Source organism: Streptomyces sp. NBC_01341, assembly GCF_035946055.1.
Taxonomy (GTDB): Bacteria; Actinomycetota; Actinomycetes; order Streptomycetales; family Streptomycetaceae; genus Streptomyces.
In genome coordinates this window covers 5,717,448-5,741,765 of record NZ_CP108364.1, presented here as the reverse complement: position 1 = coordinate 5,741,765, position 24,318 = coordinate 5,717,448, and the positions used below count along the sequence as shown (strand labels likewise).

The window sequence follows — 24,318 nt, the reverse complement described above, 5'->3', positions numbered from 1 at the left end:
TCCGGGAGGCGCTGGGTACCCTCGACGCAGGCGCTGACCGCGCACCGGCCGACCCGAAGAGAGCACCACCGTGACGCACCCGTTCCTCGACCTCGCCCCGCTCACCGCCGCACGTTTCGCGGCGATCGAGCGGCGGGTGGCCGGCCTCCTCGACACCGAGCAGGACGTCGTCATCATGCAGGGCGAGGCGCTGCTGCCCCTCGAGGGCTGCATCCGGGGCGGCGCCCGTCCCGGCTCGACCGCGCTCAACGTCGTCACCGGGCCGTACGGCCAGACCTTCGGCAACTGGCTGCGCGACTGCGGTGCCGAGGTCGTCGACCTCGCGGTCCCGTTCCACTCCGCGGTCACCGCCGAGCAGGTCGAGCGGGCACTGGCCGAGCACCCGGAGATCGACTTCGTGTCGCTGGTGCACGCCGAGGCGGCGACCGGGAACACCAATCCGGTCGCCGGGATCGGTGAGGCCGTCCGCGCGCACGGCGCGCTGTTCATGCTGGACGCCGTCGCGTCGGTCGGCGCCGAGCCGCTGCTGCCGGACGCCTGGGGGGTGGATCTGTGCGTCATCGGCGCACAGAAGGCGATGGGCGGGCCGGCCGGTGTCTCCGCCGTGTCCGTGAGCGCGCGGGCCTGGGACCGGATGGCCGCGAACCCGCGGGCTCCGCGTCAGTCCTATCTCTCACTGCTCGACTGGAAGGCGCGCTGGATCGACGGCGGCCGCGCGGCGCTGCCGCACGCCCCCGCACAGCTGGAGATGCTCGCGCTGGAGGCCTGCCTGGAGCGGATCGAGTCGGAGGGTCTGGACACCGTGACCGCCCGGCACGCCTCCGCGGCGGCGGCGACCCGCGCGGGCGCCACGGCGCTCGGCGGCGGACTGGAGCCGTACGTCCACGATGCCCGGGACGCGGCACCGGTGGCCACGACCCTGCGCGCCCCGGCCGGTCTGGACGCTTCGGCGCTGGTCGCCAGGGCCCTGGCGACCGACCCCTCGCTGCCGCTGATCGCGGGCGGTGGGGCGCTGGCCAAGGAGATGATCCGGGTCAATCACTACGGCACGGAGGCGACCCGTGACGCGGTGGTGTCCTCGCTGGCCGCCCTGGGGAGCGCGCTGGCGGACGCGGGTCTGGACACCGACCTCGATGCTGCCCGCGAAGCCGTGCGGGAAACCTGGCCCGCCTGATGAATTCCACGGGTTCACCCGTTCGGCCCAATTGACCCGCATAAAAGGGGAGCTGCTTTTCCGGAGCAGCTCCCCGCATTCGTCTTCCCGCTCTTGGCATTCCTAAACGCGGGAGTTCGTGCGGGAGGGAACCACCCAATCCGGCCGTGTGTCGTGGGGGTTACAACGATGTGACCGACCCCACATCCATTCCGTTATGCCCGATAAATTCAGGACAAGTGCATTCAAATTTTCACCCCATCCAGGTCGGCCCGTGCCCGGGTGATAACACAGTTTTCCTGCTGACCCAACCCCTTCCGGCGATGCAATTTTGATTTTTGCTGGGTAAATTCAATTCGCATGACCGCCGCACCAGCAGATTTTGCCCGTGCCCGAAGCGAATTCCTCAGAATCGACACCCCACGAGTGGAGGACGGAGCCGCGATGTGGCGCATCGCCCGCGACTCCGAGGTACTCGACCTGAACTCCTCGTACAGCTACCTGCTGTGGTGCCGTGACTTCGCGGCGACCTCCGTGGTCGCCCGCGACGAGAACGGCGACCCGATCGCCTTCGTGACCGGGTACATCCGTCCCGACCGCCCCGAGACGCTCGTCGTCTGGCAGGTGGCCGTCGACCGAGCCCACCGCGGCAAGGGACTGGCGGCGTCGCTGCTGGACGCGCTGACCGCCCGCGTCGCCTCCGAGCAGGGCCTGGCCTCGGTCGAGACGACCATCACGCCGGACAACTCCGCATCCGACCGTCTGTTCACCTCCTTCGCCCAGCGGCACGACGCGCCCCTGGAGCACGAGGTGCTGTTCGACGGTGCTCTGTTCCCCGAGGGAACGCACCTGCCGGAAGTGCTGTACCGCATCGGTCCGTTCTAGGGCCCCCTCCGCCCCTCCGCGCCCCCGCCCGGGCGCGGTTCCCCGGGGCACGTCCGACCCGCCGCCCGTCACACCCCCCCTCGAGCAGGAGATCCGCTGTGACCATCACCCCGCCCGCACTGAGTGTCTTCGAGAGCCTTGAGTCGGAAGTACGCAGCTACTGCCGCAGCTGGCCCGCGGTCTTCGACCGCGCGCAGGGCGCCCGGCTCACGGACGAGGACGGCCACTCCTACCTGGACTTCTTCGCCGGTGCCGGATCGCTCAACTACGGCCACAACAATCCGGTGCTGAAACGCGCGCTGATCGACTACATCGAGCGCGACGGCATCACCCACGGCCTGGACATGGCGACGACGGCCAAACGGGCCTTCCTGGAGACATTCGAGAACGTCATCCTGCGCCCCCGCGACCTGCCCTACAAGGTGATGTTCCCCGGCCCGACCGGCACGAACGCCGTCGAGTCGGCGCTGAAGCTCGCCCGCAAGGTCAAGGGCCGCGAGTCCGTCGTCTCCTTCACCAACGCCTTCCACGGCATGTCGCTCGGCTCGCTCGCCGTGACCGGCAACGCCTTCAAGAGGGCCGGCGCCGGCATCCCGCTGGTGCACGGCACCCCGATGCCGTTCGACAACTACTTCGACGGCCAGGTGCCCGACTTCCTCTGGTTCGAGCGGCTCCTGGAGGACCAGGGTTCGGGGCTCAACAAGCCCGCCGCCGTGATCGTGGAGACCGTGCAGGGCGAGGGCGGCATCAACGTCGCCCGCGCCGAGTGGCTCCGCGCGCTGCAGGACCTCTGCCACCGCCAGGACATGCTCCTGATCGTCGACGACATCCAGATGGGCTGCGGCCGTACCGGCGGCTTCTTCTCCTTCGAGGAGGCCGGCATCGTCCCGGACATCGTCACCCTGTCGAAGTCGATCAGCGGCTACGGTCTGCCCATGTCGCTCTGCCTCTTCAAGGGCGAGCTGGACATCTGGGAGCCGGGCGAGCACAACGGCACCTTCCGCGGCAACAACCCGGCCTTCGTCACCGCCGCTGCCACGCTCGACGCCTACTGGGCCGACGGGCAGATGGAGAAGCAGACCCTGGCCCGTGGCCAGCAGGTGGAGCAGACGCTGCTCGCCATCTGCGGCGAGGAGGCCACCGCGCAGTTCCGTGGCCGCGGTCTGGTCTGGGGCCTGGAGTTCACCGACCCGGCGCGCGCATCCGCCGTCTGCGCACGCGCGTTCGAGCTGGGTCTGCTGCTGGAGACATCGGGCCCGCAGTCCGAGGTCGTGAAGCTGCTGCCGCCGCTCACCATCACCCCCGAGGAGCTGGACGAGGGCCTGCGCACACTGGCCCGGTCCGTCCGTGAGACGACCGCCTGAGCGGGGTACATCCCCCGCGGAGGCACCACTGAGCAGGACAGAAGAGAAAGGCACCATCCCACCGTGATCGTCCGATCTTTCAGCGACATCGAGAACACCGACCGGCACATCAAGTCCGCTTCAGGGACCTGGGAGAGCAAGCGCATCGTGCTCGCCAAGGAGAAGGTGGGCTTCTCGCTGCACGAGACCGTGCTCTACGCGGGCACGGAGACGTCGATGTGGTACGCGAACCACATCGAGGCCGTTCTGTGCACCGAGGGCGAGGCCGAGCTCACCAACGACGAGACCGGCGAGACGCACTGGATCTCCCCCGGGACGATGTACCTGCTGGACGGACACGAGCACCACACGCTGCGGCCCAAGACCGACTTCCGCTGCGTGTGCGTCTTCAATCCCCCCGTCACCGGACGGGAGGACCATGACGAGAACGGTGTCTACCCGCTGCTGACAGAGGAGGGCTGAACCATGACCACCGACGTACGCACCGACCTGTACCCCTCGCGCGGCGCCGCCGAGATGACCACTCCCCGCCAGGACCCGGTCATCTGGTCCGCGCCGGGCGCGCCGGGGCCCGTCACCGCCAAGGACCTCCAGGGCTTCGAGGAGAACGGGTTCCTCACCGTCGACCAGATCGTCACCCCCGGCGAACTGGGCGTCTACCAGGCGGAACTGGAGCGTCTCATCTCCGACCCGGCGGTCCGGGCCGACGAGCGCTCGATCATCGAGCCGAAGTCGCAGAGCGTGCGGTCCGTGTTCGAGGTGCACAAGCTCAGCGAGGTCTTCGCGAAGCTCGTCAGCGACGAGCGCGTGGTCGGCCGGGCCCGCCAGATCCTCGGTTCCGACGTGTACGTCCACCAGTCGCGGATCAACGTCAAGCCGGGCTTCGGGGCGTCGGGCTTCTACTGGCACTCGGACTTCGAGACATGGCACGCCGAGGACGGCCTGCCGAACATGCGGACCGTGTCCGTCTCGATCGCGCTGACCGAGAACTTCGACACCAACGGCGGGCTGATGATCATGCCCGGCTCCCACAAGTCGTTCGTCGGCTGTGCGGGCGAGACGCCGAAGGACAACTACAAGAAGTCCCTGCAGATGCAGGACGCCGGCATCCCGTCCGACGAATCGCTGACGAGGCTGGCCGACCGGCACGGCATCAAGCTCTTCACGGGCAAGGCCGGTTCGGCGACCTGGTTCGACTGCAACTGCATGCACGGCTCGGGGGACAACATCACCCCGTACGCGCGCAGCAACGTCTTCATCGTGTTCAACAGCGTGGAGAACACCGCGCAGGAGCCGTTCGCCGCGCCGATCCGCCGGCCCGAGTTCATCGGGGCGCGCGACTTCACCCCGGTGAAGTAGACGGCAGGACGCTTCGGAGGGCCGGGACGCACGCGGTGCGTCCCGGCCCTCCGGCGTGCGGCCCGCCTCGGCCCGGGGCAGTTCAACTCGCTGGACCGGAGTGCCCGTTGCCGTAGAGGGTGGACCTATGACCTCACTCGTGCAGCACATCACCGTCGACTGTGCCGACGCCTACAAGCTCGCCGGTTTCTGGGCCGCGGTGCTCGGTTCCTCCGTGTCCGACGACGACGAGCCCGGTGACCCCGAGGCGCTGGTGGAGACGCCGGGGGCCGCGCTGCTGTTCATCACGGTGCCCGAACCGAAGAGCACGAAGAACCGCATCCACCTCGACCTCCGTCCCGAGGGCCGGACCCGCGACGAGGAGGTGGAGCGCCTTCTGGCGCTGGGGGCCACGCTCGTGGGCGACCATCGCAGGCCCGACGGCAGGGGCTGGGCGACGCTGGCCGACCCCGAGGGCAACGAGTTCTGTGTGGAGCTCGGTGCGCCGGAACGCGCCGCGCTGACCGGAGCCCGGCTGCCGGTCACCGCCGACGACGTGACGCTGGCGGTGCGGCTCGCGGTCGACACGCTCACCCAGTCCCCGGTGGACGACTGGCGCATCCCGGCGGGGACGCTGGAGTGGGACTGCTGGGAGACCGTGGAGCATCTGAGCGACGACCTCTTCGCGTACGCCGTCCAGCTGGGCGGGCGCACGCCTCCGCAGGACCGCGAAGTGCCGTACCGCTACGCGCCCGAGCGCGAGGGCGGCCCTCGGAACTCGATCTTCGCGGATCCGGAGGCGGGAACCGCCGGGCTGCTCCAGACGCTGGAGACGAGCGGCGCCCTGCTCACCGCCATGGTGCGGACGACCTCGTCGGACGTGCGGTCCCACCACGTGTTCGGGCTCTCCGACCCGGAGGGCTTCGCCGCGATGGGCGTCGTCGAGACGCTGGTGCACACTCACGACATCGCCGCCGGTCTGTCACTCTCCTGGTCTCCGCCCCGGGACCTCTGCGACCGGGTGCTCGCCCGGCTCTTTCCCGACGCCCCGGACGACGGGGACCGGTGGACCGTCCTGCTCTGGTCCACCGGCCGTGCCGACCTGCCGGGCCGCGACCGTGTCACCTCGTGGAGGTGGCACGGCGCACCCCTGTAGCCGGCAGCGGTGCGGGGCCCCGGGGCCCCGCTCGCACGCCGGACCGCCTCAGCCGACCCGCAGGGCCAGCACCTGCCCCGGCCAGGTCCCGGACAGGAAGGTGTCGGTGGGCACGAAGCCGTTGCGTTCGTAGTACGCCACCAGTTCCCCTCCCCCGCCCGCCCAGCAGTCGACGCGCAGCAGCCCGACGGCGGCCCGCCGGGTCTCCTCCACGGCGTGGGCCAGCAGGGCCGCCCCGATCCCCAGACCCGCGTGCCGCCGGTCGGTGACCAGCAGGCGTACGTAGCGCTCCGGCTCCCGGGCGGCCGCGATGGGCATCTGCGGGCTCGGCCCGGAGTCCAGCACCAGGGCTCCGGCGGGTACGCCGTCGAGCTCGGCGACGTAGGGCTGGTTGACGGTGGTGTAGCGCTCGATTCGCTCGGTGCCGCCGGGTATCCGCGAATACGGGGTCGTGCCCCACTGTTCGGTGTTGCCGCGGGCGTTCATCCAGGCCACCGCGGAGTCGAGCATGTCCAGGATGGCCGGCGTGTCCGCCGGGCCGCCCGGCCTGATCCGTGTGCCGTGCGCCGTACGGTCCGTCGAGCCTCGGGCCGCGCCCCGCGTCGTGTCGTCGTCCACGCCGGCAGTCTGCCACGCGGGCCGTTGGGACTTCCGGGCCGCGGTGTCCGGTTCCTGGGGCCCGGGCGGGTGCCGTCGGCGCGAAGCGGGTGACCGGCGTGCGCCACCGGCCCGAGCCCCAGCGAGAGCCCGGTGCGGCCGCCGGCTCAGCCGGAGAGCACGTCCAGCGCGCGGTCGACGTCGGCCTCGGTGTTGTAGAGGTGGAAGGAAGCCCGCAGATTCCCCGCCCTGGCGGAGATCATGACCCCTGCCGCGGCCAGTTCCGGTTCACGGTCCCCCAGACCGGGCACCGCGACGACAGCGGAGCCGCCGGGCACCGCCTCGTGCCCGATCGACGCCAGCCCTTCACGGAAACGGGCGGCGAGCCCGGTGGCACGGGCGTACAGCGCGTCCGCCCCGATCTCGTGCAGCAGGCCCAATGACTGCTCGGCTCCGTGGTACGCGAAGAACGCCACCGCCGCGTCGAACCGCCGCGCGTCGACGGCGAGCTGCCCGACCGGCCCGTACGTGCTGTTCCAGCGGTCCTCGGCGGCGACCCAGCCCGCGTAGAGCGAGGGGAGGGCCGGCTGCGCCTCCTCGGTCACGGTCAGGAACGACGTGCCCCGGGGGCACAGCAGGAACTTGAAGCCGCCGGTGACGGTGTAGTCCCAGGCCCCCGCGTCCAGTGGCAGCCAGCCCGCCGACTGGCTCGCGTCGAGGAGGGTCCGGGCCCCGTGCGCGGCGGCGGACGCGCGGACCGCGTCCAGGTCGGCGATCCGGCCGTCGGCGGACTGGACGGAGGAGAAGGCGACGATCGCGGTACCGGGGCGTACGGCATCGGCCAGCTCATCCAGCGGGACGTACCTCATCTTCAGATCGCCGCGCACCGCGAACGGGCTCACGACGGAGCTGAACTCCCCCTCCGGGGCCAGGACTTCCGCTCCGGAGGGAAGCGACGCCGCGACAATGCCCACGTGTGCGGCGACGGAGCCGCCGACGGCGACCCGGTCCGGTCCGACGCCGGCGAGCCGGGCGAAACCGGACCTGGCCGCGTCCACCGCCTCGAAACTGCCCGCACCGGCCGGACGGCCCGCCGCGTTGTCCTCTGCCAGCGCCTTGACGGCCTGCACGGTCCGGCGGGGCAGGATCCCGCAGCTGGAGGTGTTGAGATAGGTGGTCTCAGGGGCGAACTCGGCGGCTGTGACCTGGTCGATCGCGGGAGTCTGCATGCCTCCAGCCTGACCGCCGCCCAATCCGACGTCAATCACGTCGAGTTGAGCGGCGGTTCGACGGAGTGCTCATACCTGGGCGCCGCTCGCGGGGACCTCGCAGGCCCCGTCCGTGTCACAGACGGCGCCGTCCTCGCCCAGCGGGATGAGCGCGCTGACCTCGCGGTCCTTCCACGCCTGCTCCAGCGCCTGCACGAAGACCTCGGACGGCTGGCCGCCGGATATCCCGTAACGCCGGTCGAGCACGAAGAAGGGCACGGCGTCGGCGCCGAACTCGGCCGCCTCACGCTCGTCCGCCCGCACATCCTCCGCGTATGCCTCGGGGTCGGCCAGCACCGCGCGTACCTCGTCGGCGTCGAGGCCCGCCTCGACTGCCAGGTCGGCCAGCACCGCGTCGTCGAAGACCGAGCGTTCCTCGGCGAAGTTCGCCCGGTAGGCCAGGCTCAGCAGCTCGTCCTGGCGCCCGCGGGCCTTGGCGAGGTGCAGGAGCCGGTGGATGTCGAAGGTGTTGCCGGTGTCGCGCCCCTCGCTGCGGTAGCCGAGCCCTTCGGCCTGCGCGTTCGCCGCGACGTTGGCCTCCATGCCCCGGGCCTCCTCGGGGGTGCGCCCGTACTTCTTGGCCAGCATGTCGATCACCTTCTCGGTGTCACCCTTGGCGCGGCCGGGGTCGAGCTCGAAGGAACGGTAAACCACCTCGACCTCGTCGCGGTGGGCGAACCCGGCCAGGCCCTTCTCGAAGCGGGCCTTGCCTATGTAGCACCAGGGACAGGCGATGTCGCCCCAGATCTCGACGCGCATGACTCTTCCACTCTCAGCTCTGCTGTACCGGTACGGAGGCCGCCTCCGCCGCCGGTCCAACATCTGCCCCGGCCTGCTGATTCCCGGCGCGGGGGCCAGGGCGCGGCGGCAGGAGGCGTCACCCGGCCGCTGGTGAGCGTCTGCTGCAGAAGATCGGGGTGCCCTGTCCTGCTGAAGCGGTGTCGCGACGATGGCCGCGAGAGAGCGATTCACGGTGGCTGGCCGCTGCGTCGCGCGCGCACGATGGAGGGAGTAGTGAGAGGAATAGATCATGACGGATGAGGAGAAGGCGCGCCACGCATTGGTCGCGGAGATGCGCCTGCGCCTGGAGAAGTCCCCCGGGGACGAGGACCGCAGGCTGGGCCGGCTGGTGGAGGACCTCCTCGCGATGGGCGCCGATCTGGATCTGGCCACGGTGCTGCAACGCGTGGTGGAGGCGGCCGCCCGAGCGGTCGACGCCCGCTACGGCTCGCTGGGGGTACTCAATGAAGAAGGCGTCTTCACAGAGCTGTTCACCACAGGCACCGAGCCCGGCATGCGCGCTGCGGTGGGGCACCTGCCGCACAGCACGGGAATCCTGGGCCACCTGGTACGCGAGCCCTACCCGATCCGGGTTCCGGACCTGGCCGCCGACCCCCGCAGCACCGGTTTTCCCCCGAACCATCCGGTCATGCACAGTCTGCTCGGTGGTCCCATCCGCATCCGGGACACGGTCTACGGCAACCTCTACCTCACCGACCGGCGGGACGGACAGCCCTTCAGCAGGGGAGATGAGAACCTGCTGACCGCGCTGGCCAACGTCGCGGGGGCCGTGATCGAGAACGCCCGTCACCACGAGCGTCTGCGGGCGACGGCAGAGGACCTTCAGCGTCACCTTCTGCCCGAGCTGCCCGACCTCGGGCCACTTCAGATCCAGGCCCGCTACCACCCCGCCCACAGCAGCCCACGGGTCGGAGGCGACTGGTATCAGGCGTTCCCGGGCTTGGAAGGCGCATGGTCCATCGTTGTCGGCGATGTCGTGGGCCACGACACCAGCTCGGCCCTGACCATGTACCTGCTCAGCAGCATGCTGTACGTGCTGACCCTGGACGAACCGCACGCACCGGCCCGGATCGTTCAGCGCCTGGACCAGGCACTGCACCGCACCGGCTCGGACACCATGGCCACGCTCATCGTGGCCACCCTCCACCCGAGACCGAACGGCTCCTGGCGGCTGCGCTGGACCAATGCGGGCCACCCTCCGCCACTCGTACTCACCCCTGCCGGCGCAGCGACCTACCTGGACCCGAGCGAAGCCCAGGGCATCATGATCGGCGTCGACCCCACCCAGGCTCAGCCTGAACACAGCCACACCCTTGAGCCCGGCACCACCCTGCTGCTCTACACCGACGGACTGGTCGAGGACCCCCAGCGGCCCATCACCGAGTGCCTGGACGGACTCGCGACCCTTGCGGAATCGCTGGCCGGCGCGCCCCTCGAGCAGCTGTGTGACGAGATCATGGACGCGCGGCCCGCCGGCCCGCACCGCGACGACGCCGCGCTCCTGGTCCTCGGTATCCCCGCGGGCCCCGCGGCCCAAAGCGCTCTGGGGGAGAACCGGCAGTCCTTGGCGCCTGGGTTCACCCGACCTGACTGAACGCGGTCGGGATCAGGGCCCGCCCGAGCAGATCTCGGCCCACACGGTCTTCCCGGACGGCGGGAAGGGCCGCACGCCCCAGTCCGTCGCGAGTGCGTCCACGACCACCATCCCGAGGCCGTCCTCCGAACGGACGGGCAGGCGCTCCCCGCGCGGATCGGTGACCTCGATCCTGAGCCCCCCGCTCGCCAGCCGCGCGAGCGTGAGCCGGAAGCCCCGCCCCTCCAGGCGCCCGTGCCGTACGGCGTTGGAGGCCAGCTCCGCGACCACGAGGGCGGCGGAGTGGGTGGCCTCGCCGTCACGGAACCACCCCCAGGCGACGAGTTGCTCCACCGTCAGCAGACGCCCGAGCCGGGCACCTCGCCGGGTGGCGCTGAGCAACTGCGTGAACTGCGGGGCCTCAACCACTGCCTGTTGCATACCGAGGTGTACGGATTCGCTCTTCACGCCACTCAGCGTGGCCCCGTGACCGTACGCTTACCAGGGGTGATCGCGGTACGTGACGAGCGTGTACCGGTACCCAAGGCGACGGGTACCGGAGGTACCGGTGGTTCTGGAGAGCACGGTCCGCGACGACGACGGATCGGACGAAGCGGCGTCGGACCTGTTCCGGGTGGTCGGCCGCCAGATCCGGCTGCTCAGGGAGCGGGCGGACCTCACCCAGCGGGAGCTGGGTGAGCGGCTGGGATACAGCGAGGACCTCATCCGCTCCCTGGAGCGGGGCCGGCGCACGGCGCAGCCGGAGTTCCTGGACGCGGCGGACGAGTTGCTCGGGGCGGGCGGGCTGCTGCGCGCGGCGAAGGAGGACGTGACGCGGGCGAAAGCGCGGGCGCGGGTGAAGCATCCGGCGTGGTTCCGGGACTACGCGCGACTGGAGGCGGATGCGGTGGAGATCAGCTTCTTCAGCACGCTGACCTACCCCGGCCTTCTTCAGACAGAGGGGTACGCACGCACCACGTTCATGTCACGCCAGCCCTTGCTGGACGAGGCGACCATCGAACAGCGGGTGAGTGCGCGGCTGGCCCGCCAGGAAACGCTCACCAGGTGGCCCTCACCGATGGTCAGCGCAGTCATCGACGAATCCGTACTGCGCAGATCGGTCGGCGGACACGAGGTGCGCGCCGCTCAACTCGAACACATGCAGCACCTCGCCCGCCTCCGCAGCACCACGATCCAGGTGCTCCCCATGGCCTGCGAGGACCACCCCGCCCTGGAGGGCCCGTTCATCCTGCTCACACCGAAGGGAGGGCAGCAGCTCGCCTATCTGGAAGTGCAGAGCACGAACAGACTGGTCACCGACGCCGAGGAGGTACGTATTCTGGCCGCACGATACGGAAGCATTCGCGGCCAGGCTCTGAGCCCCGGCGAATCCCTGGCGCTGATCGAGGAGTTGGCGGGAGAGACATGAGCGGCGAACCCGAGGCGACCACCGAGCCGGCCTGGTCCAGGAGCACCTACAGCGCCGGCGACGGCGGCGAATGCGTCGAGGTCGCCTCCAGCGGGCACGCCGTCCTCGTCCGTGACTCCAAGGACGTCACCCGACCCCACCTGACCGTCTCCCCCGCCCACTGGGCGCAGTTCGTGCGGTACGCGGCAGGCTGACCGTGCGCGGCCGGGCGGCGGCCGGGGCCCGGAGTCCGTTCGGGACTCCGGGCCCCGGCCGCATGCCGTCCCGTGGCCCGCGGGTCAGCTGCCGTCGCGCTGCCCGGCTGGGCCGGTGGGCCGGTAGGCGATCCGGTCGAACGACACCGCGCAGCCGTCACCCGTGGGCGACTGGACGAGGAAGCCGACGCGGGCCGCGGCGCGCTCCTGCTCCGTCCCGAGGGTGAAGACCCGGACAAAGGTCCAGTGTTCACCGTCCTCGGAGGCGTGGAAGGCGAACGCGCCGCCGGTGCGGCTGAGCCGCAGCCAGTGCGTGTCCCCGTCCACGACGGCGGAGTTGACGTCGTCGGACTGGCCGCGCGTGACGACGGTGCAGACCGTGGGGCGCTCCGGCGAGAGTTCGAGGCAGAGCTTCGCCCAGTCCCGCTCGCCGACGTGGAGGTAGAGCACCCCCGCGTCGAACGCCGCGGCGAAGCCCACGCGCACCCGCGCGATGAGCTGGAAGTCGCCCTCCGGCACCGCGCCCAGCAGGCGCGGCGCGTCGGAGGCGGGCTCCAGCGCTTCGCCGCCCGGCGAGACGAAACGGTCCTGCTTCGCGCCGGCGGAGCCGCTCAGCACGCCGTTCTCGTACGTCCAGCCGCCGTCGGGGCCGTAGGGCTCCAGGCCGAAGGGCAGTTCGGGGATCGCGACAGCCGTCATGCGCTCCGCCCGTCCACCCGGCGCGGCAGCCCCAGCGGGTTGTCCTCGCGCAGCTCCGGCGGCAGCAGGGCCTCGGGCGTCGTCTGGTAGCTGACCGGACGCAGCCAGCGCTCGATCGCGGTGGCGCCGACCGAGGTGGAGGTGGACGTGGTGGCCGGGTAGGGGCCGCCGTGGTGCTGGGCGGGGGCGACGGCGACGCCGGTCGGCCAGCCGTTGACGAGGACGCGCCCGGCCAGCGGGGTGAGCTCGGCCAGCAGCCCGGCCGCACTTCCGTCGGCCTCGTCCGTGGCGATGTGGAGGGTGGCCGTGAGGTTGCCGGGCAGACGGGAGAGCACGGCGGTGATCTCGTCGGCCGAGTCGTAGCGCGCGACGACGGTGACGGGGCCGAAGCACTCCTCCAGCAGCGCGTCGTGCGGGCCCTCCTGGGCGAGCCGCCGCGCCGGGACGGTGAGGAAGCCCGGGGAGACGGTGTGTTCGCCGCCCGCGCCGGGGGTGACCGGGGCCTCCACGTCAGGGAGGGCGGCGCGCTCGGCCACACCCTGGACGAAGGCGTCGCGCATCCGGTGGTCGAGCATGACCCCGGCACCGGTACCGCTGACCGTCTCGGTCAGGGACTTGAGCAGTTGGTCGCCCGCTGCTCCGGACGGCGCGAACACGAAGCCGGGCTTGGTGCAGAACTGGCCCGCGCCCATGGTCATCGAGCCGCCGAGACCGGCGCCGATCTGCTCCGCGCGTTCGGCGGCGGCGGCCCCGGTGACGACGACGGGGTTGAGGGAGCCGAGTTCCCCGTGGAAGGGGATCGGCGCGGGGCGGGCGGCGGCCGCGTCGAAGAGGGCCCGGCCGCCGCGGATGGAGCCGGTGAAGCCGGCGGCGGAGACGAGCGGGTGCTTGACCAGCTCCACGCCCGCGTCGAAGCCGTGCACCACGGTCAGGACGTCCTCGGGCAGGCCGTGGCGTGCAGCCGCCCGGCGCAGGATCGAGGCACAGAGCTCGGAGGTCGCCGGGTGGTCGGGGTGCGCCTTGACGACGACGGGGCAGCCCGCGGCGAGGGCGCTCGCGGTGTCGCCGCCGGGGACGGAGAAAGCGAGCGGGAAGTTGCTGGCCGCGTAGACGGCGACGACGCCGAGCGGGATCTTGTAGCGGCGCAGGTCCGGCCAGGGCGGGGTCCTGCCGCTGTCCTCGTGGTCGATGTGGATGTCGAGGAAGGCACCTTCGTCCACGACCTCCGCGAAGGCCCGCAACTGGGCCGCTGTGCGGGCGAGTTCGCCCGTCAGCCGGGCGGGGCCGAGCGCGGTCTCCGCGTCGGCGGCCTCGACGACGTGCTGCTGGGCCTCCGCGAGGAGCTCCGCCGCGGTGCGCAGGAAGGCGGCGCGCACGGTGCGGTCGGCCAGCGCGCCGCGCACGGCGTGCGCCGCCCGGACGGCACGGTCGACCTCCTCCGCTGTAGCCTCCACCGCGACCTGCTCACGCGGGTTCCCCGTACGGGGGTCGACGCTCCAGACTGGTGCTGCTGCCACCGTGTTTCCTTCCGGTCCACTGCCACACGAGGGAAGTTGTTCGGTATTCTGAACAGCGTTCCTGATCGTGAATACACGGGAACTCTATTTCCGGGTCTTCGGTGTTGGCAAGAAGTCGCAGGGTCGTACAAGCGGGGCCGTACAGGACGGCTGGAAGGGGCATGAGGCATGTCGGTTGCCGAGTCTGGTGGAGCACAGGTCAAGTCCGCTGTTCGGACGGTGGAGCTCCTCGAATACTTCGCGGGGCGCCCCGGGATGCACTCGCTGGCCGCCGTGCAGGAGGCCGTGGGCTACCCCAAGTCCAGCCTCTACATGCTCCTGCGCACGCTCGTGGAGCTCGGCTGGGTGGAGACCGACGCGACGGGCACGCGCTACGGCATCGGCGTACGCGCCCTGCTCGTGGGGACGTCGTACATCGACGGCGACGAGGTCGTCGCCTCCGCCCGCCCCACCCTGGACCGGCTCTCCGACGACACCACGGAGACCATCCACCTGGCCCGGCTGGACGGCACGAACGTGGTCTACCTCGCCACCCGGCAGTCCCAGCACTACCTGCGCCCCTTCACCCGCGTCGGCCGCCGGCTGCCCGCCCACTCCACCTCACTCGGCAAGGCCCTGCTGGCCACCCACAGCGACGAGCAGGTCCGCACGATGCTCCCCGAGACGCTGCCGGCCCTGACCGAGCACACCCTCACCGACCGCGAGAAGCTGATCGAGGAACTGCACGTCGTCCGCGAGCAGGGCTACGCGGTGGACCGCGAGGAGAACACCCTCGGACTGCGCTGCTTCGGCGTCGCGATCCCCTACCGCACCCCCGCGCGCGACGCGATCAGCTGTTCGGTGCCGGTCGCCCGGCTCACGCCCGCCCACGAGCAGATGGTCAAGGACGCCCTCTTCGACGCCCGCGACCGGCTCACCCTCGCCACCCGGAGGCTCTGAGGACATGCGAGTCACCCTGCGCGAGGTACGGGACGGCGATCTGCCCCTGTTCTTCGAGTTCACGAGCGACCCGGAGGCGGTCCGCATGGCCGCCTTCACCAGTGCCGACCCGTCGGACCGGGCGATGTTCAACGCCCACTGGCAGCGCATCCGATCCGCCGACACCGTGACCATACGCACCGTGCTCGCCGACGGTGCCGTGGTGGGCAACGCCGGCGTGTACGGGCCGCCGGACGAGCGCGAGGTCACCTTCTGGATCGACCGGAGGCACTGGGGTCGCGGGCTGGCGACCGCCGCGCTGCGGGCGCTGCTCGACGCCGTACCGGAGCGCCCGCTGCACGCGCGGGCCGCGGCCGACAACGCGGGTTCCCTGCGGGTCCTGGAGAAGTGCGGGTTCGTTGTGACCGGCACGGACCGGGGGTACGCCGAGGCCAGGGGCGAGGAGACCGACGAGGCGATCCTGCGGCTCGACACCTGAGCGGGGGCACCTGCGGGTCCCCGGTCCGGAACGTGAAAAACCGGTGAGAAGGGACACGAACGGGAACGGCCCCGACGGTCCCGTTCGTCCCTCATCGGGATGAACAAGACGATCAGGCGCGCTTCGGTCTTCTGCCTGCTCATGGTTCTCGCACTGCTGGTGCGCGCGACCTGGGTGCAGGGGTACGAAGCCAAGGCGCTCGCAGACGACGAACACAACCGGCGGAACACGATCGCGCAGTACGCGCAGCCGCTCGGCGACATCATCGTGGCCGGCTCTCCGGTCACCGGTTCGAAGGAGACCAGCGGCGACGACCTCCGCTACAAGCGCACCTACGACGAGGGCGAGCTGTACGCGTCGGTCACCGGCTACAGCTCGCAGGCGTACGGCGCGACCCAGCTGGAGGGCATCTACAGCCATGTGCTCGACGGCACCGACGACCGGCTCAAGAATCCCACCGATCTGATCACCGGCAAGCGGACGGCCCCGGGCGACGTGCTGACCACGATCGACCCCGGCGTGCAGAAGGCCGCAGCCGAAGCGCTGGGCGACGACCGGGGGGCTGCCGTCGCGATGGACCCGGAGTCCGGCCGGATCCTCGGGATGGTCTCCTCGCCGTCGTACGACCCCTCCGACATCAGCGGTACCTCGGACGGCGACGCCTGGCAGAAGCTGCTGGACGCCGACGACAAGCCCCTGGTCAACCGGGCACTGCGGCAACCGCTGGCCCCCGGCTCGACGTTCAAGCTGGTGGTGGCCTCGGCGGCGCTGGAGAACGGCCTGTACGACTCGGTGGACCAGCCGACGGACAGCCCGAACCCGTACACCCTGCCGGGCACGTCCACGGTCCTGAAGAACGAGAGCGCCTCCGCCCCCTGCGAGGACGCGACGCTGCGCACGGCTCTCCAGTACTCCTGCAACAACGTCTTCGCGAAGGCGGCGGCCGACCTCGGCCAGGACAAGGTCAAGGCGATGGCGGACGCCTTCGGCTTCGACACCGAGAAGCTGGACGTGCCGGTGCGGGCGGCGCAGAGCGTGTACCCGACCGGCATGGACAAGGCGCAGACGGCGCTGACCGGCATCGGCCAGTTCGAGGTGACCGCGACCCCCATGCAGATGGCCATGGTCTCGGCGGCCCTCGCCAACGGCGGCGAGCTGGCCGCGCCGCACATGGTCTCCAAGGTGACGGACGCCGACGGCTCCACCCTGGAGGACTTCGCGGACGGCGACACCGAGCGGGTCGTGAAGGCGTCCACGGCCGAACAGCTCCGCAGCGCCATGGTCACCGTCGTGGAGAAGGGCACCGGCACCAACGCGCGGATCCCCGGCGCCGAGGTCGGAGGCAAGACGGGAACCGCGCAGAACGGCGTGGACAACAGCAACACCCCGTACGCCTGGTTCACCTCGTACGCGAAGGACCGTTCCACCGGCAGGCAGGTCGCCGTGGCGGTGGTCGTGGAGGACTCGGGATCGGCCCGCTCGGAGGTCAGCGGCAACGGTCTGGCCGCACCGATCGCCCAGAAGATGATGAAGGCGGCCCTGAAGGACTGATCCCTGCCCCTCCCCCGCCGGCCGGCCGGTGACCGGCCGGCGGGGGGCGCCTACTTGACGCCGAGCAGTTGCTCGACCGGGTCGATGGCGAAGTAGACGACGAACATCGCCGACGCGCCCCACAGCAGCCAGTGGACCTTCGCGGCCGTGCCGACGACCGCCTGGATCAGGACGTACGCGAGGAAGCCGGCGCCGATGCCGTTGGTGATCGAGTAGGTGAAGGGCATCACGGCGATGGTGAGGAAGGCCGGGACAGCGATCTCGTACTTCTCCCAGTCGATGTGCCGCACCTGTGCCATCAGCAGGAAGCCGACGGCGATCAGTGCGGGGGCCGCCGCCTGTGCGGGGACGACGGTCACGAGCGGGGTGAGGAACAGTGCCAGGGCGAAGAGCCCGCCGGTGACCAGGGACGCGAAGCCGGTGCGGGCGCCCTCGCCGACGCCTGCGGTGGACTCGACGTAGGACGTGCTGGAGGAGGCGGACGCCGCCCCGCCCGCGACGGCCGCCGCGCCGTCGATGAGCAGGACCCGGCCGAGGTGGGGGACCTTGCCGTCCTCGTCGAGGAGCCCAGCCTCGCTGGAGACGCCGACGACCGTGCCCATGGTGTCGAAGAAGTCGCTGAGCAGCAGGGTGAAGACGAGCAGCACGATGGTGACGGCCCCGACCTGCTCGAAGGCCCCGAAGAGGCTGAACGAGCCGAGCAGCCCGAAGTCCGGCGCGGCGACCAGGTCACCGGGGACGGCCGGCACGGTCAGGCCCCAGGCGGTGGGCGCGATGTCGGCGAACTCGTTGATGAGGACCGCCACGACGGTCATCACGACGATGCTGATGAGGATCGCGCCCTTCACCCCGCGGGCCAGCAGCGCGACGGTCAGCAGCACCCCGAGGCAGAAGACGAGGACCGGCCAGCCGGAGAGCTGCCCGGTGAGGCCGAGCTGCACCGGCACGGAGCCCGTATCTCCGGGGATGCGGGTGGCGAACCCGGCGTCGACGAAACCGATGAAGGCGACGAAGAGTCCGATGCCGACGCTGATGGCGTGCTTGAGCGCCGGCGGGATGGCCTCCATGACCGCCTCACGCAGCCCGGTGACCACGAGGACGCAGATGAGCAGGCCCTCCAGGACGATGAGGCCCATCGCGTCGGGCCAGCTCATCAGGGGCGCGAGCTGGAAGGCCACGACGGCATTGAGCCCGAGGCCCGCGGCGAGGGCGAGCGGAAGGTTCCCGGCGAGGCCCATGACGATCGTCATCACGGCGGCCACCAGGGCTGTGGCGGTGACGAGTTAGGGCCCGGAGAGGTGGTTGCCGAACTTGTCCTCGGCCGATCCGAGGATGATCGGGTTGAGCACGAGGATGTAGGCCATCGTGAAGAAGGTCGCGAAGCCGCCGCGTATCTCGCGTCCGAAGCTCGAACCCCGGGCGCTGATGGAGAAGTAGCGGTCGACGGCGTTCCGCCTCTCCCCGGCCGGCTGGGGCGCGGCGGGCGGCGGCTCCGGCGTGGGGTCACTCGCATGCACCGTGGATTCGGCTCTGTCCGGCATGGCTCTCCTCGTTGTCTGACGGTCCGTTGTCCGACGGTTCGCCGTGTGGCGGTTCGTCGCGTGGCGGTTCCCCTGCGGGTAGCTGGATTGTTCACCTGTCACGGGGGGTTCAGGTTTTCGCCGTGTTACGCCTTACTGGGAGTCGCACCCGCTTCGAAGCGCCTCCGGGGTGCGCGTCGGCACGCTCCCCGCGCCGCGAACGGAGCCGGGACCGTACACGGCCCGCTTGCGGCGCTCAAGCCCCCGTGCAGGAAGAGGTACCCGTGTGGGCACGGTCGTGGACGATGCCGCTTCCGCCGCTTTCCAGGCGTTCTTCGCGGCGCACTACGGCGAACTCTCCCGTCTCGCACACCTGTTGACGGGTGAGATCGATGCCGCGGACGATCTGGCCGCCGACGCCCTGACGGCGCTCTGGCACCGCTGGGACCGTGTCGCGGGCGCCGACCACCCGGCGGCCTACGCCAGAGGGGTCGTCGCCAACCTGGCCCGCTCCCGCATCCGCGGCGCGGTGCGGGAGCGGCGGCGGATCGCGCTGGTCTGGGCCCCGTGCGGGCCTGGCGACGGCTACGCGACGGACGGACCCGACGTCCCGGCCGTCGTGGACGTGCAGGAGGCACTGCGCCGGCTGCCGTTCCGCAAGCGGGCGTGCGTGGTCCTGCGCCATGCCTTCGACCTGTCCGAGCGGGACACCGCCCTGGTCCTCGGTGTCTCGCTCGGTACGGTGAAGAGCCAGACCTCCCGGGGTGCGGCGGAGCTCCAGCGCCTGCTCGGGCCCGAGCCCCCGGCGGTCGCGGGCCGGCGGACCGCGGGAGGGCGGTGACGGGCGCGTCCCCCACCTACTCGGGGGCCCGTGACGCCGGACGGAACGGCTGCACGCCCCGGAGCCAGGTGTCCAGCCACGCGTGCACCGCGTCCTGCATGGCCCCGGTGAAGGTGTGGCCGGTGTCCGGCCACACCGTGGTGGTGAGCCGGTCGCCCGCCCCCTGGGACTCCCAGACCACCCGCAGCTTCGCGTACGCGTCGGCCACCCCGGCGGCCGGGAACAGGGTGTCCAGGGCGCCGGAGTGGAAGAGCGCGGGCTTGGGGGCGGCGAGTGAGGCGACGTCCGGGACGTCGAGGTGGCGGTGCAGGCCGGGGTGGAGCATGAAGTACGCCGACTGCCCGCGCAGGGTGTTGTTCCCCGGGACCATCATGTCCTTCAGCCCCGTCATCCAGCAGACCGCCGCCGCGGCCCGCACCCCGTCGGACAGGGCGGACAGTTGCCAGGCCCGGTAGCCGCCCATGGAGAAGCCCAGCGCGCCGACCCGGTGTTCGTCCACCTCGGGCTGCGAGGCGAGGAAGGCGGCGGCGCGGATGTCCTCGTGGGCGGCGAGTCCCGCGAGCGAGGTCCCCAGCTGGAACAGGTTGGCGGCCAGGGCCTGCTGGTCCTCGTAGGCGAGCGGGCCCCTGTCACCCCAGCCGAGAGTGTCCACGGCGAGCACCGCGTAGCCCCGGGCCGCCAGGTCGTCACCGATGAACCTGCCGTCGTAGTACCGCTTCACCCACGCCGTGGCCAGAGCCAGACGCTCCGGGTCCGCGTGCGGACTCACGGTCTTCTCACGGCCGATCGTGAACTCCGCCCCGTGGTCGTGCAGGAGGAGCACGGCGGGGAACGGCCCCGTCCCGTGCGGTACCAGAAGGGAGCCGTGGGCCCGCGCGAAGCGGCTGAGGGCGAACTCCACCGTGCGCCCGGTGTACGGACCCCCGGAGTACTCGTCGCGGGTCACCGGATCGAACGGTGTGGTTCCCGGGCCGGGCGGCTCCAGCAGCGCCTCCCCGACCCTGGCGCGAGCCGCCGCGCGCCAGGCCGTGAAGTCGTCGGTGCCCGCCCTCTCCCAGGACAGGGGGAAGGTCAGTTCGTCCTTGAGCCGCTCGTGGAAGGCGGGGAGCACACGGTGGGTGATTCCGGGGATCACGCGGTCAGGGCGTCGCGTCTGCTGGGCACGGCGGAACTCCTTGTGTCGGGGTGCGGGCCGGAGCGGCGCCTTCCGGGGTGGTGGAAGGGTGCGGTGCCGCTCCGGCCGGTCCGGGTGGGATCAGTGGCTCAGCGGCCTGCCGGCTCCCGCGGCGAGACCCACCAGCACGGGGACGACGAGCGGGTGGTCGATCCTCGTCCGGAGCGACGGCGTCCAGCCGGCGCCCTCGGTGAGCTGCTCGGCGGGCACGCCCGCGTTGTGCACGGCGATCAGGTCGGTGCGGCGGCCGTTGACGTAGTTGTCACCGGCGGTCAGCGAGGACTCGGACCACTTCTTGAGGATGGTCGCCTTGTCCAGGCCCGCGGGCACGGTGAAGGCGTTGTGCTCCGCGACGAGCTTCGACTCAGCGCCGATGCCGTACGAGTAGCCGTAGGCGGCGCCCCTGCTCACGACGAAGTGGTTGTTGTACGAGTCGACCTGGCCGAAGCGGACGCGGGGGGCCCGTTCCTTCACGTCCTTGAAGAGGTTGTGGTGCAGCGTCACGCGGAGCTTGCCCCGGTCGCTCGCCCCGGCACCGTCGCTGTTGCCGATGAGCATCGTCTTGTCGTGGTCCTTGAGGACGTTCCACGACACGGTGACCAGGTCGGCTCCGCGCACGATGTCGAAGAGGCCGTCGTGCTGCTGGAACACCTGCCCGAAGTAGTGGGGCTGGTCCGCGTCGGGACGGTCCCCGTCGCCGAAGGTGTTGTGGTCCACCCAGACGTGGCGGGAGCCGTACACGACGAGGTTGTCGTACTCGCTGTTCCAGGCGCCCTGGTCCCCGTCGGTGGGGTCCCACTGGGGGAAGCAGTCGTAGGTGTCCTCGAAGGTGAGGTTGCGGATGATGACGTCGGAGACGTTCTTCACCTGGAGGCCGGCCCCGATGATCGTGGCGTCCTTGCCGACACCGACGAGCGTGGTGTTGGACGGGACGTTGACGTTGACCGCGGCGGCCTGCAGCTTCGCGGAGGCGACGCGGGCGTCCTCGAGCGGTCCCGCCGGGACCTCGGCCGTGCCCCAGACGGCCGGGTCGTAGGCGGCGAGGTACTTCTCCAGGGTGTAGCCGCCCTGCTGGTAGGCCTCGCACCCGATCGGGGTGCCGTCGGCGTCGGAGTTGCCGTGGACGGTGCCCGCGATCCTGACGATCTTGGGCGCGTCCCCGGCCTCCTCGAAGGCGGCGACGAGCTCGGCCCGGTTCGTCACGGTGTAGACGTGGTCGGGGGTGGCGGCGGCGCCGCCCGCGGTGGAGCCCTCCGCGGAGGCCCAGCCGTCGCCGGCGGGCAGCACGGAGCGCTCGATCCCCCCGGCGCGGTGGACGGAAGCGGCCTGGGCCGGGCCGGCCTGGGCGGGGACGGTCACGGCGAGGGCCAGCGAGGCGGATCCCATCACGACGGCGATGGCTCGGACGTGTCTCATGCGTGCGGACATGGCGGATTCCTGACTGTCGGACGCGGAGGTGGCGGAGAGCGGTGGGTGGGCGGATCAGGCCTGCGGCCAGGTGATCCACCCCTCGGGTACGGGCTCGTCGAGGCGGCGCAGGTCGTGCCGGGCGAGCACGCGCCCGTCCAGCAGGGCGCGTGCCGTGGTCCTGGCCACCTCGACGGCGCCCTGCGGCCGGAAGTGGGTGTTGTCCTGGACGCCGTCCGGGTAGTTCGGCGACTCGCCCGGTTCGAGCCAGTTGAAGTACGGCTTCGTCCCGTCGGGGCCGAGTTCCTGCCAGCGGGCGAGGGAGAGTGCCTGGACGTCGAGGAGCGGCACGTGCTCCTCGACGGCCAGGGCGCGCATCGCGGCCGGATACTCCCCGTGGGTCGGCTTCGCGGTGCCGTCCTCGGCGAACCGGCGCCGCTCGACCGGGGTGATGAGCACGGGCTCCGCCCGGCGGGCACGGGCGCCCTCGACGTACTGGCGCAGGTGTTCCTGGTAGGTGGTGTACGGGTCGGTGCCCCGGGTGGGGTCCTCGGTCTTCTCGTCGTTGTGCCCGAACTGGATCAGGACGAGATCGCCCGGGCGCACCCCGTCCAGCAGGACGGTGAGGCGGCCCTCGTCGATGAAGCTCTTGGAACTCCGCCCGTTCATCGCGTGGTTGGCGACGGCGCGAGGGGCGCCGAGGAAGAACGGCAGGGCCGTGCCCCAGCCGGTCTCCGGTGCGGCGTCGGCGTGTTTCCGGGCCGCCGTGGAGTCCCCGGCGATGTGCAGGGTCCTGGGCCGGGGCCGGCCGCCGCCGTGCGCCCGGGCGGAGGTGGTGGTGAGGGCGAGCGGCAGCGCGAGGAGTGCGGCCGCCGTCCCTCTGCGGGTGAATGACACGGGAGAACCCATTCTCTCGCGGGACGGGCATGAGGGTGCCGGGCGGGAAGGGGAACGGCGGCGGTGCGCGACCCGGACCACCGCCGGTCCCCGGGGTGCCGGGCGGAAGGACGGGCGGCTCAGCCGTTGCCCCGTTCCTTCCACTCCTTCTGTGCGGCGTTCAGCTCGTCGGCCATCGTGTCCAGGAACGCCTTGGCCGTGATCTTGCCGAGAAGCAGCTTCTGGAACTCCGGCTCGTTGTCCGCCTTGCTGATGTTGTTCCAGTCCGGCAGGTAGTACGGCAGGTTGACGATGGTGGTGGAGCCGTCGGTGAGGGCCTTCGCCGCCAGCGCGGTCGGCTCGGTCGCCGAGATCCACGGGTCCTTCGCGGCGTCGGTGTTGGCGGGGATGGCGCCCGCGGACTCGTTCCACTTGCTGTTGGCCTCGTGCGACGCGGCGAACTCGATGAACTTCCACGCCGCGTTCTTGTTCTTGCCCGAGCGGAACAGGCCCAGCCCGTCGACGGGGTTGGAGACCTGGACGCGCTTGCCGCCGTCACCGACGGGGGCGGGTATCCCGGCGAACTTGTCCTCGCCGAGCGCCTTCAGGTGGTCCTGGTAGGACCCGAGGTTGTGGCTGAGCATCCCGATGGTGCCGGTGTCCCACTGCGCGACCATCTTGGTGAAGTCGTTGTTGACGTCGGCGGAGGGCGTCGTTCTCTTGAAGAGCGCGGCGTACTTCTCCAGGGCGGCGACGTTCTTCGGGTCGTTCAGGGTGGTCTTCTCGCCGTCCCAGAAGTCCGTGATCCCGCTCTGCCCGTAGATCGCGTCCAGGGCCTGGGCGATGGAGCCCGCGCCGCCGCGGATGGTGTAGCCGAACTTGTTGTTCTTCGCGTCGGTGAGCTTGCCGGCGGCCTCGTAGAACTTTGGCCAGGTGGTGGGCGCTTCCAGACCCGCCTGCTCGAAGAGGTCGGTGCGGTACCAGAGTGCGCCGTTGTTCGCGGAGGTCGGCATGGAGTACATGTCGTCGCCCCGGCCGGCCGCGTCCCTGACGCTCTCGGCCATGCCCTCGACGAGCTTGCCCTTCAGCGGCGACTTCTCCAGCCGGTCACTGATCGGTTCCAGGGCCTCCTGCGACACCATGTTGGCGAGGTAGGCGGTGCTGACGCCACCCACGTCGGGCAGTCCGCCGCCGGCGATGGCCGTGTCGTACTTGGACTGCACGTCGGCGATCGGGATGGGGACGTAGTTGACCTCGATGTCCGGGTTCTTCTTCTCGAAGTCCTTGATGATCTCGGTCCAGACAGCGGTACGGGGACCGCCGTTGTTGTCCCAGAAGGTGATCTCGCCCTTTCCGCTGCCCTCGGTGCCCGAGCTGCTTCCGTCGTCGCCGCAGCCGGTGGCCGCGAGGGCGAGCACCGCCGTGAGGGACACCGCGGTCGCGGTACGTCCCCGGAGCGTCTTCGAGATGGTCATGTCGGCTCTTCTCTCTCTCGGAATGTGTGCCGGTGCGTGGGGGATGTCGGTTGCGCGTGCGGTACGGCGCGGTTCCGGGGTGC

The 24,318-nt window shown here is 71.0% G+C and carries 23 protein-coding genes and 1 pseudogene; 13 read left to right on the top strand and 11 right to left on the bottom strand.

Annotated features, from left to right (window positions below):
• Positions 1 to 70: 70 nt before the first annotated feature.
• The 6 genes from OG206_RS25225 (at position 71) to OG206_RS25200 (ending at position 5,896) form a co-directional block, all read left to right on the top strand.
• Positions 71 to 1,174, top strand: a complete 1,104-nt coding sequence (locus tag OG206_RS25225) for a pyridoxal-phosphate-dependent aminotransferase family protein (protein ID WP_327119892.1) — start codon at positions 71 to 73, stop codon at positions 1,172 to 1,174.
• A gap of 405 nt (positions 1,175 to 1,579) precedes the next feature.
• Entirely contained in the window at positions 1,580 to 2,038 is a 459-nt protein-coding gene (gene ectA / locus OG206_RS25220; RefSeq protein WP_442805962.1) for a diaminobutyrate acetyltransferase, read from the top strand.
• A 98-nt stretch (positions 2,039 to 2,136) separates the two neighbouring features.
• Positions 2,137 to 3,402 carry a diaminobutyrate--2-oxoglutarate transaminase gene (gene ectB, locus OG206_RS25215; protein WP_327119888.1) on the top strand — a complete coding sequence of 422 codons (1,266 nt, stop codon included), beginning with the start codon at positions 2,137 to 2,139 and terminating at the stop codon, positions 3,400 to 3,402.
• A gap of 63 nt (positions 3,403 to 3,465) precedes the next feature.
• Positions 3,466 to 3,864 carry an ectoine synthase gene (locus tag OG206_RS25210; protein WP_327119886.1) on the top strand — a complete coding sequence of 133 codons (399 nt, stop codon included), beginning with the start codon at positions 3,466 to 3,468 and terminating at the stop codon, positions 3,862 to 3,864.
• Positions 3,865 to 3,867: 3 nt separating this feature from the next.
• The gene (thpD, locus tag OG206_RS25205) at positions 3,868 to 4,761 is read left to right on the top strand and encodes an ectoine hydroxylase (protein WP_327119884.1); all 894 of its coding nucleotides are present in this window, start codon (positions 3,868 to 3,870) and stop codon (positions 4,759 to 4,761) included.
• Between the two features lie 127 nt (positions 4,762 to 4,888).
• Positions 4,889 to 5,896: a VOC family protein gene (locus OG206_RS25200; RefSeq protein ID WP_327119882.1), complete on the top strand. Its 1,008-nt coding sequence runs from the start codon at positions 4,889 to 4,891 to the stop codon at positions 5,894 to 5,896.
• Between the two features lie 48 nt (positions 5,897 to 5,944).
• Here OG206_RS25200 and OG206_RS25195 read toward each other — a convergent pair whose 3' ends face one another.
• The 3 genes from OG206_RS25195 to OG206_RS25185 all read right to left on the bottom strand — a co-directional run bounded on the left by OG206_RS25195 (position 5,945) and on the right by OG206_RS25185 (position 8,520).
• Positions 5,945 to 6,406: a GNAT family N-acetyltransferase gene (locus OG206_RS25195; protein ID WP_327122397.1), complete on the bottom strand. Its 462-nt coding sequence runs from the start codon at positions 6,404 to 6,406 to the stop codon at positions 5,945 to 5,947.
• Between the two features lie 254 nt (positions 6,407 to 6,660).
• On the bottom strand, positions 6,661 to 7,722 hold the full coding sequence (locus tag OG206_RS25190) for an aminotransferase class V-fold PLP-dependent enzyme (protein WP_327119880.1): 1,062 nt from the start codon (positions 7,720 to 7,722) through the stop codon (positions 6,661 to 6,663).
• A gap of 69 nt (positions 7,723 to 7,791) precedes the next feature.
• Positions 7,792 to 8,520 carry a DsbA family oxidoreductase gene (locus OG206_RS25185; RefSeq protein ID WP_327119878.1) on the bottom strand — a complete coding sequence of 243 codons (729 nt, stop codon included), beginning with the start codon at positions 8,518 to 8,520 and terminating at the stop codon, positions 7,792 to 7,794.
• A gap of 271 nt (positions 8,521 to 8,791) precedes the next feature.
• Here OG206_RS25185 and OG206_RS25180 point away from each other — a divergent pair, with 271 nt between their 5' ends.
• Positions 8,792 to 10,156 (top strand): PP2C family protein-serine/threonine phosphatase, encoded by a 1,365-nt coding sequence (locus OG206_RS25180; protein WP_327119876.1) that lies wholly within the window; start codon positions 8,792 to 8,794, stop codon positions 10,154 to 10,156.
• Positions 10,157 to 10,168: 12 nt separating this feature from the next.
• On the opposite strand, the gene OG206_RS25175 is transcribed toward OG206_RS25180, so the two are convergent.
• Positions 10,169 to 10,603 (bottom strand): ATP-binding protein, encoded by a 435-nt coding sequence (locus tag OG206_RS25175; RefSeq protein WP_442805895.1) that lies wholly within the window; start codon positions 10,601 to 10,603, stop codon positions 10,169 to 10,171.
• 100 nt (positions 10,604 to 10,703) lie between these two features.
• Here OG206_RS25175 and OG206_RS25170 point away from each other — a divergent pair, with 100 nt between their 5' ends.
• Both OG206_RS25170 and OG206_RS25165 read left to right on the top strand, forming a co-directional pair.
• A complete protein-coding gene (locus OG206_RS25170) occupies positions 10,704 to 11,564 on the top strand; it encodes a helix-turn-helix domain-containing protein (RefSeq protein ID WP_327119874.1) in 861 nt (286 codons plus the stop codon).
• The gene (locus OG206_RS25165) at positions 11,561 to 11,758 is read left to right on the top strand and encodes a DUF397 domain-containing protein (protein ID WP_327119872.1); all 198 of its coding nucleotides are present in this window, start codon (positions 11,561 to 11,563) and stop codon (positions 11,756 to 11,758) included. Before OG206_RS25170 ends, OG206_RS25165 begins: the two co-directional genes overlap by 4 nt.
• Positions 11,759 to 11,842: 84 nt before the next feature.
• On the opposite strand, the gene OG206_RS25160 is transcribed toward OG206_RS25165, so the two are convergent.
• A complete protein-coding gene (locus OG206_RS25160) occupies positions 11,843 to 12,457 on the bottom strand; it encodes a DUF1349 domain-containing protein (protein ID WP_327119870.1) in 615 nt (204 codons plus the stop codon).
• On the bottom strand, positions 12,454 to 13,974 hold the full coding sequence (locus OG206_RS25155; protein ID WP_327119868.1) for an aldehyde dehydrogenase (NADP(+)): 1,521 nt from the start codon (positions 13,972 to 13,974) through the stop codon (positions 12,454 to 12,456). Before OG206_RS25155 ends, OG206_RS25160 begins: the two co-directional genes overlap by 4 nt.
• A 168-nt stretch (positions 13,975 to 14,142) precedes the next feature.
• Here OG206_RS25155 and OG206_RS25150 point away from each other — a divergent pair, with 168 nt between their 5' ends.
• The 3 genes from OG206_RS25150 to OG206_RS25140 all read left to right on the top strand — a co-directional run bounded on the left by OG206_RS25150 (position 14,143) and on the right by OG206_RS25140 (position 16,942).
• On the top strand, positions 14,143 to 14,913 hold the full coding sequence (locus OG206_RS25150) for an IclR family transcriptional regulator (RefSeq protein ID WP_327119866.1): 771 nt from the start codon (positions 14,143 to 14,145) through the stop codon (positions 14,911 to 14,913).
• A 4-nt stretch (positions 14,914 to 14,917) separates the two neighbouring features.
• Positions 14,918 to 15,391, top strand: a complete 474-nt coding sequence (locus tag OG206_RS25145) for a GNAT family N-acetyltransferase (RefSeq protein ID WP_327119864.1) — start codon at positions 14,918 to 14,920, stop codon at positions 15,389 to 15,391.
• A gap of 99 nt (positions 15,392 to 15,490) precedes the next feature.
• Positions 15,491 to 16,942: a peptidoglycan D,D-transpeptidase FtsI family protein gene (locus OG206_RS25140; RefSeq protein WP_327119862.1), complete on the top strand. Its 1,452-nt coding sequence runs from the start codon at positions 15,491 to 15,493 to the stop codon at positions 16,940 to 16,942.
• A 50-nt stretch (positions 16,943 to 16,992) separates the two neighbouring features.
• On the opposite strand, the pseudogene OG206_RS25135 reads toward OG206_RS25140, so the two are convergent.
• Positions 16,993 to 18,483, bottom strand: a pseudogene (locus tag OG206_RS25135) (NCS2 family permease).
• 265 nt (positions 18,484 to 18,748) lie between these two features.
• Between OG206_RS25135 and OG206_RS25130 the strand changes: the two are divergent.
• Positions 18,749 to 19,303 carry a SigE family RNA polymerase sigma factor gene (locus OG206_RS25130; protein ID WP_327119860.1) on the top strand — a complete coding sequence of 185 codons (555 nt, stop codon included), beginning with the start codon at positions 18,749 to 18,751 and terminating at the stop codon, positions 19,301 to 19,303.
• 16 nt (positions 19,304 to 19,319) lie between these two features.
• Here OG206_RS25130 and OG206_RS25125 read toward each other — a convergent pair whose 3' ends face one another.
• From OG206_RS25125 to OG206_RS25110, 4 genes are all read right to left on the bottom strand, one after another.
• Complete coding sequence (locus tag OG206_RS25125; protein ID WP_327119858.1) at positions 19,320 to 20,438, bottom strand: dienelactone hydrolase family protein; 1,119 nt, start codon at positions 20,436 to 20,438, stop codon at positions 19,320 to 19,322.
• A 120-nt stretch (positions 20,439 to 20,558) separates the two neighbouring features.
• Entirely contained in the window at positions 20,559 to 21,905 is a 1,347-nt protein-coding gene (locus tag OG206_RS25120) for a pectate lyase family protein (RefSeq protein ID WP_327119856.1), read from the bottom strand.
• A gap of 54 nt (positions 21,906 to 21,959) precedes the next feature.
• Entirely contained in the window at positions 21,960 to 22,781 is an 822-nt protein-coding gene (locus OG206_RS25115) for a rhamnogalacturonan acetylesterase (protein ID WP_327119854.1), read from the bottom strand.
• Between the two features lie 119 nt (positions 22,782 to 22,900).
• A complete protein-coding gene (locus tag OG206_RS25110; RefSeq protein ID WP_327119852.1) occupies positions 22,901 to 24,235 on the bottom strand; it encodes an ABC transporter substrate-binding protein in 1,335 nt (444 codons plus the stop codon).
• Between the last annotated feature and the right edge of the window lie 83 nt (positions 24,236 to 24,318).

Bases quoted from the DNA above. Each gene is read 5' to 3' on its own strand.
- thpD (WP_327119884.1), top strand. From the start codon at position 3,868: ATGACCACCGACGTACGCACCGACCTGTACCCCTCGCGCGGCGCCGCC.
- OG206_RS25200 (WP_327119882.1), top strand. From the start codon at position 4,889: ATGACCTCACTCGTGCAGCACATCACCGTCGACTGTGCCGACGCCTAC.
- OG206_RS25195 (WP_327122397.1), bottom strand. From the start codon at position 6,406: ATGCTCGACTCCGCGGTGGCCTGGATGAACGCCCGCGGCAACACCGAA.
- OG206_RS25190 (WP_327119880.1), bottom strand. From the start codon at position 7,722: ATGCAGACTCCCGCGATCGACCAGGTCACAGCCGCCGAGTTCGCCCCT.
- OG206_RS25185 (WP_327119878.1), bottom strand. From the start codon at position 8,520: ATGCGCGTCGAGATCTGGGGCGACATCGCCTGTCCCTGGTGCTACATA.
- OG206_RS25180 (WP_327119876.1), top strand. From the start codon at position 8,792: ATGACGGATGAGGAGAAGGCGCGCCACGCATTGGTCGCGGAGATGCGC.
- OG206_RS25165 (WP_327119872.1), top strand. From the start codon at position 11,561: ATGAGCGGCGAACCCGAGGCGACCACCGAGCCGGCCTGGTCCAGGAGC.
- OG206_RS25160 (WP_327119870.1), bottom strand. From the start codon at position 12,457: ATGACGGCTGTCGCGATCCCCGAACTGCCCTTCGGCCTGGAGCCCTAC.
- OG206_RS25150 (WP_327119866.1), top strand. From the start codon at position 14,143: ATGTCGGTTGCCGAGTCTGGTGGAGCACAGGTCAAGTCCGCTGTTCGG.
- OG206_RS25145 (WP_327119864.1), top strand. From the start codon at position 14,918: ATGCGAGTCACCCTGCGCGAGGTACGGGACGGCGATCTGCCCCTGTTC.
- OG206_RS25140 (WP_327119862.1), top strand. From the start codon at position 15,491: ATGAACAAGACGATCAGGCGCGCTTCGGTCTTCTGCCTGCTCATGGTT.
- OG206_RS25120 (WP_327119856.1), bottom strand. From the start codon at position 21,905: ATGTCCGCACGCATGAGACACGTCCGAGCCATCGCCGTCGTGATGGGA.
- OG206_RS25110 (WP_327119852.1), bottom strand. From the start codon at position 24,235: ATGACCATCTCGAAGACGCTCCGGGGACGTACCGCGACCGCGGTGTCC.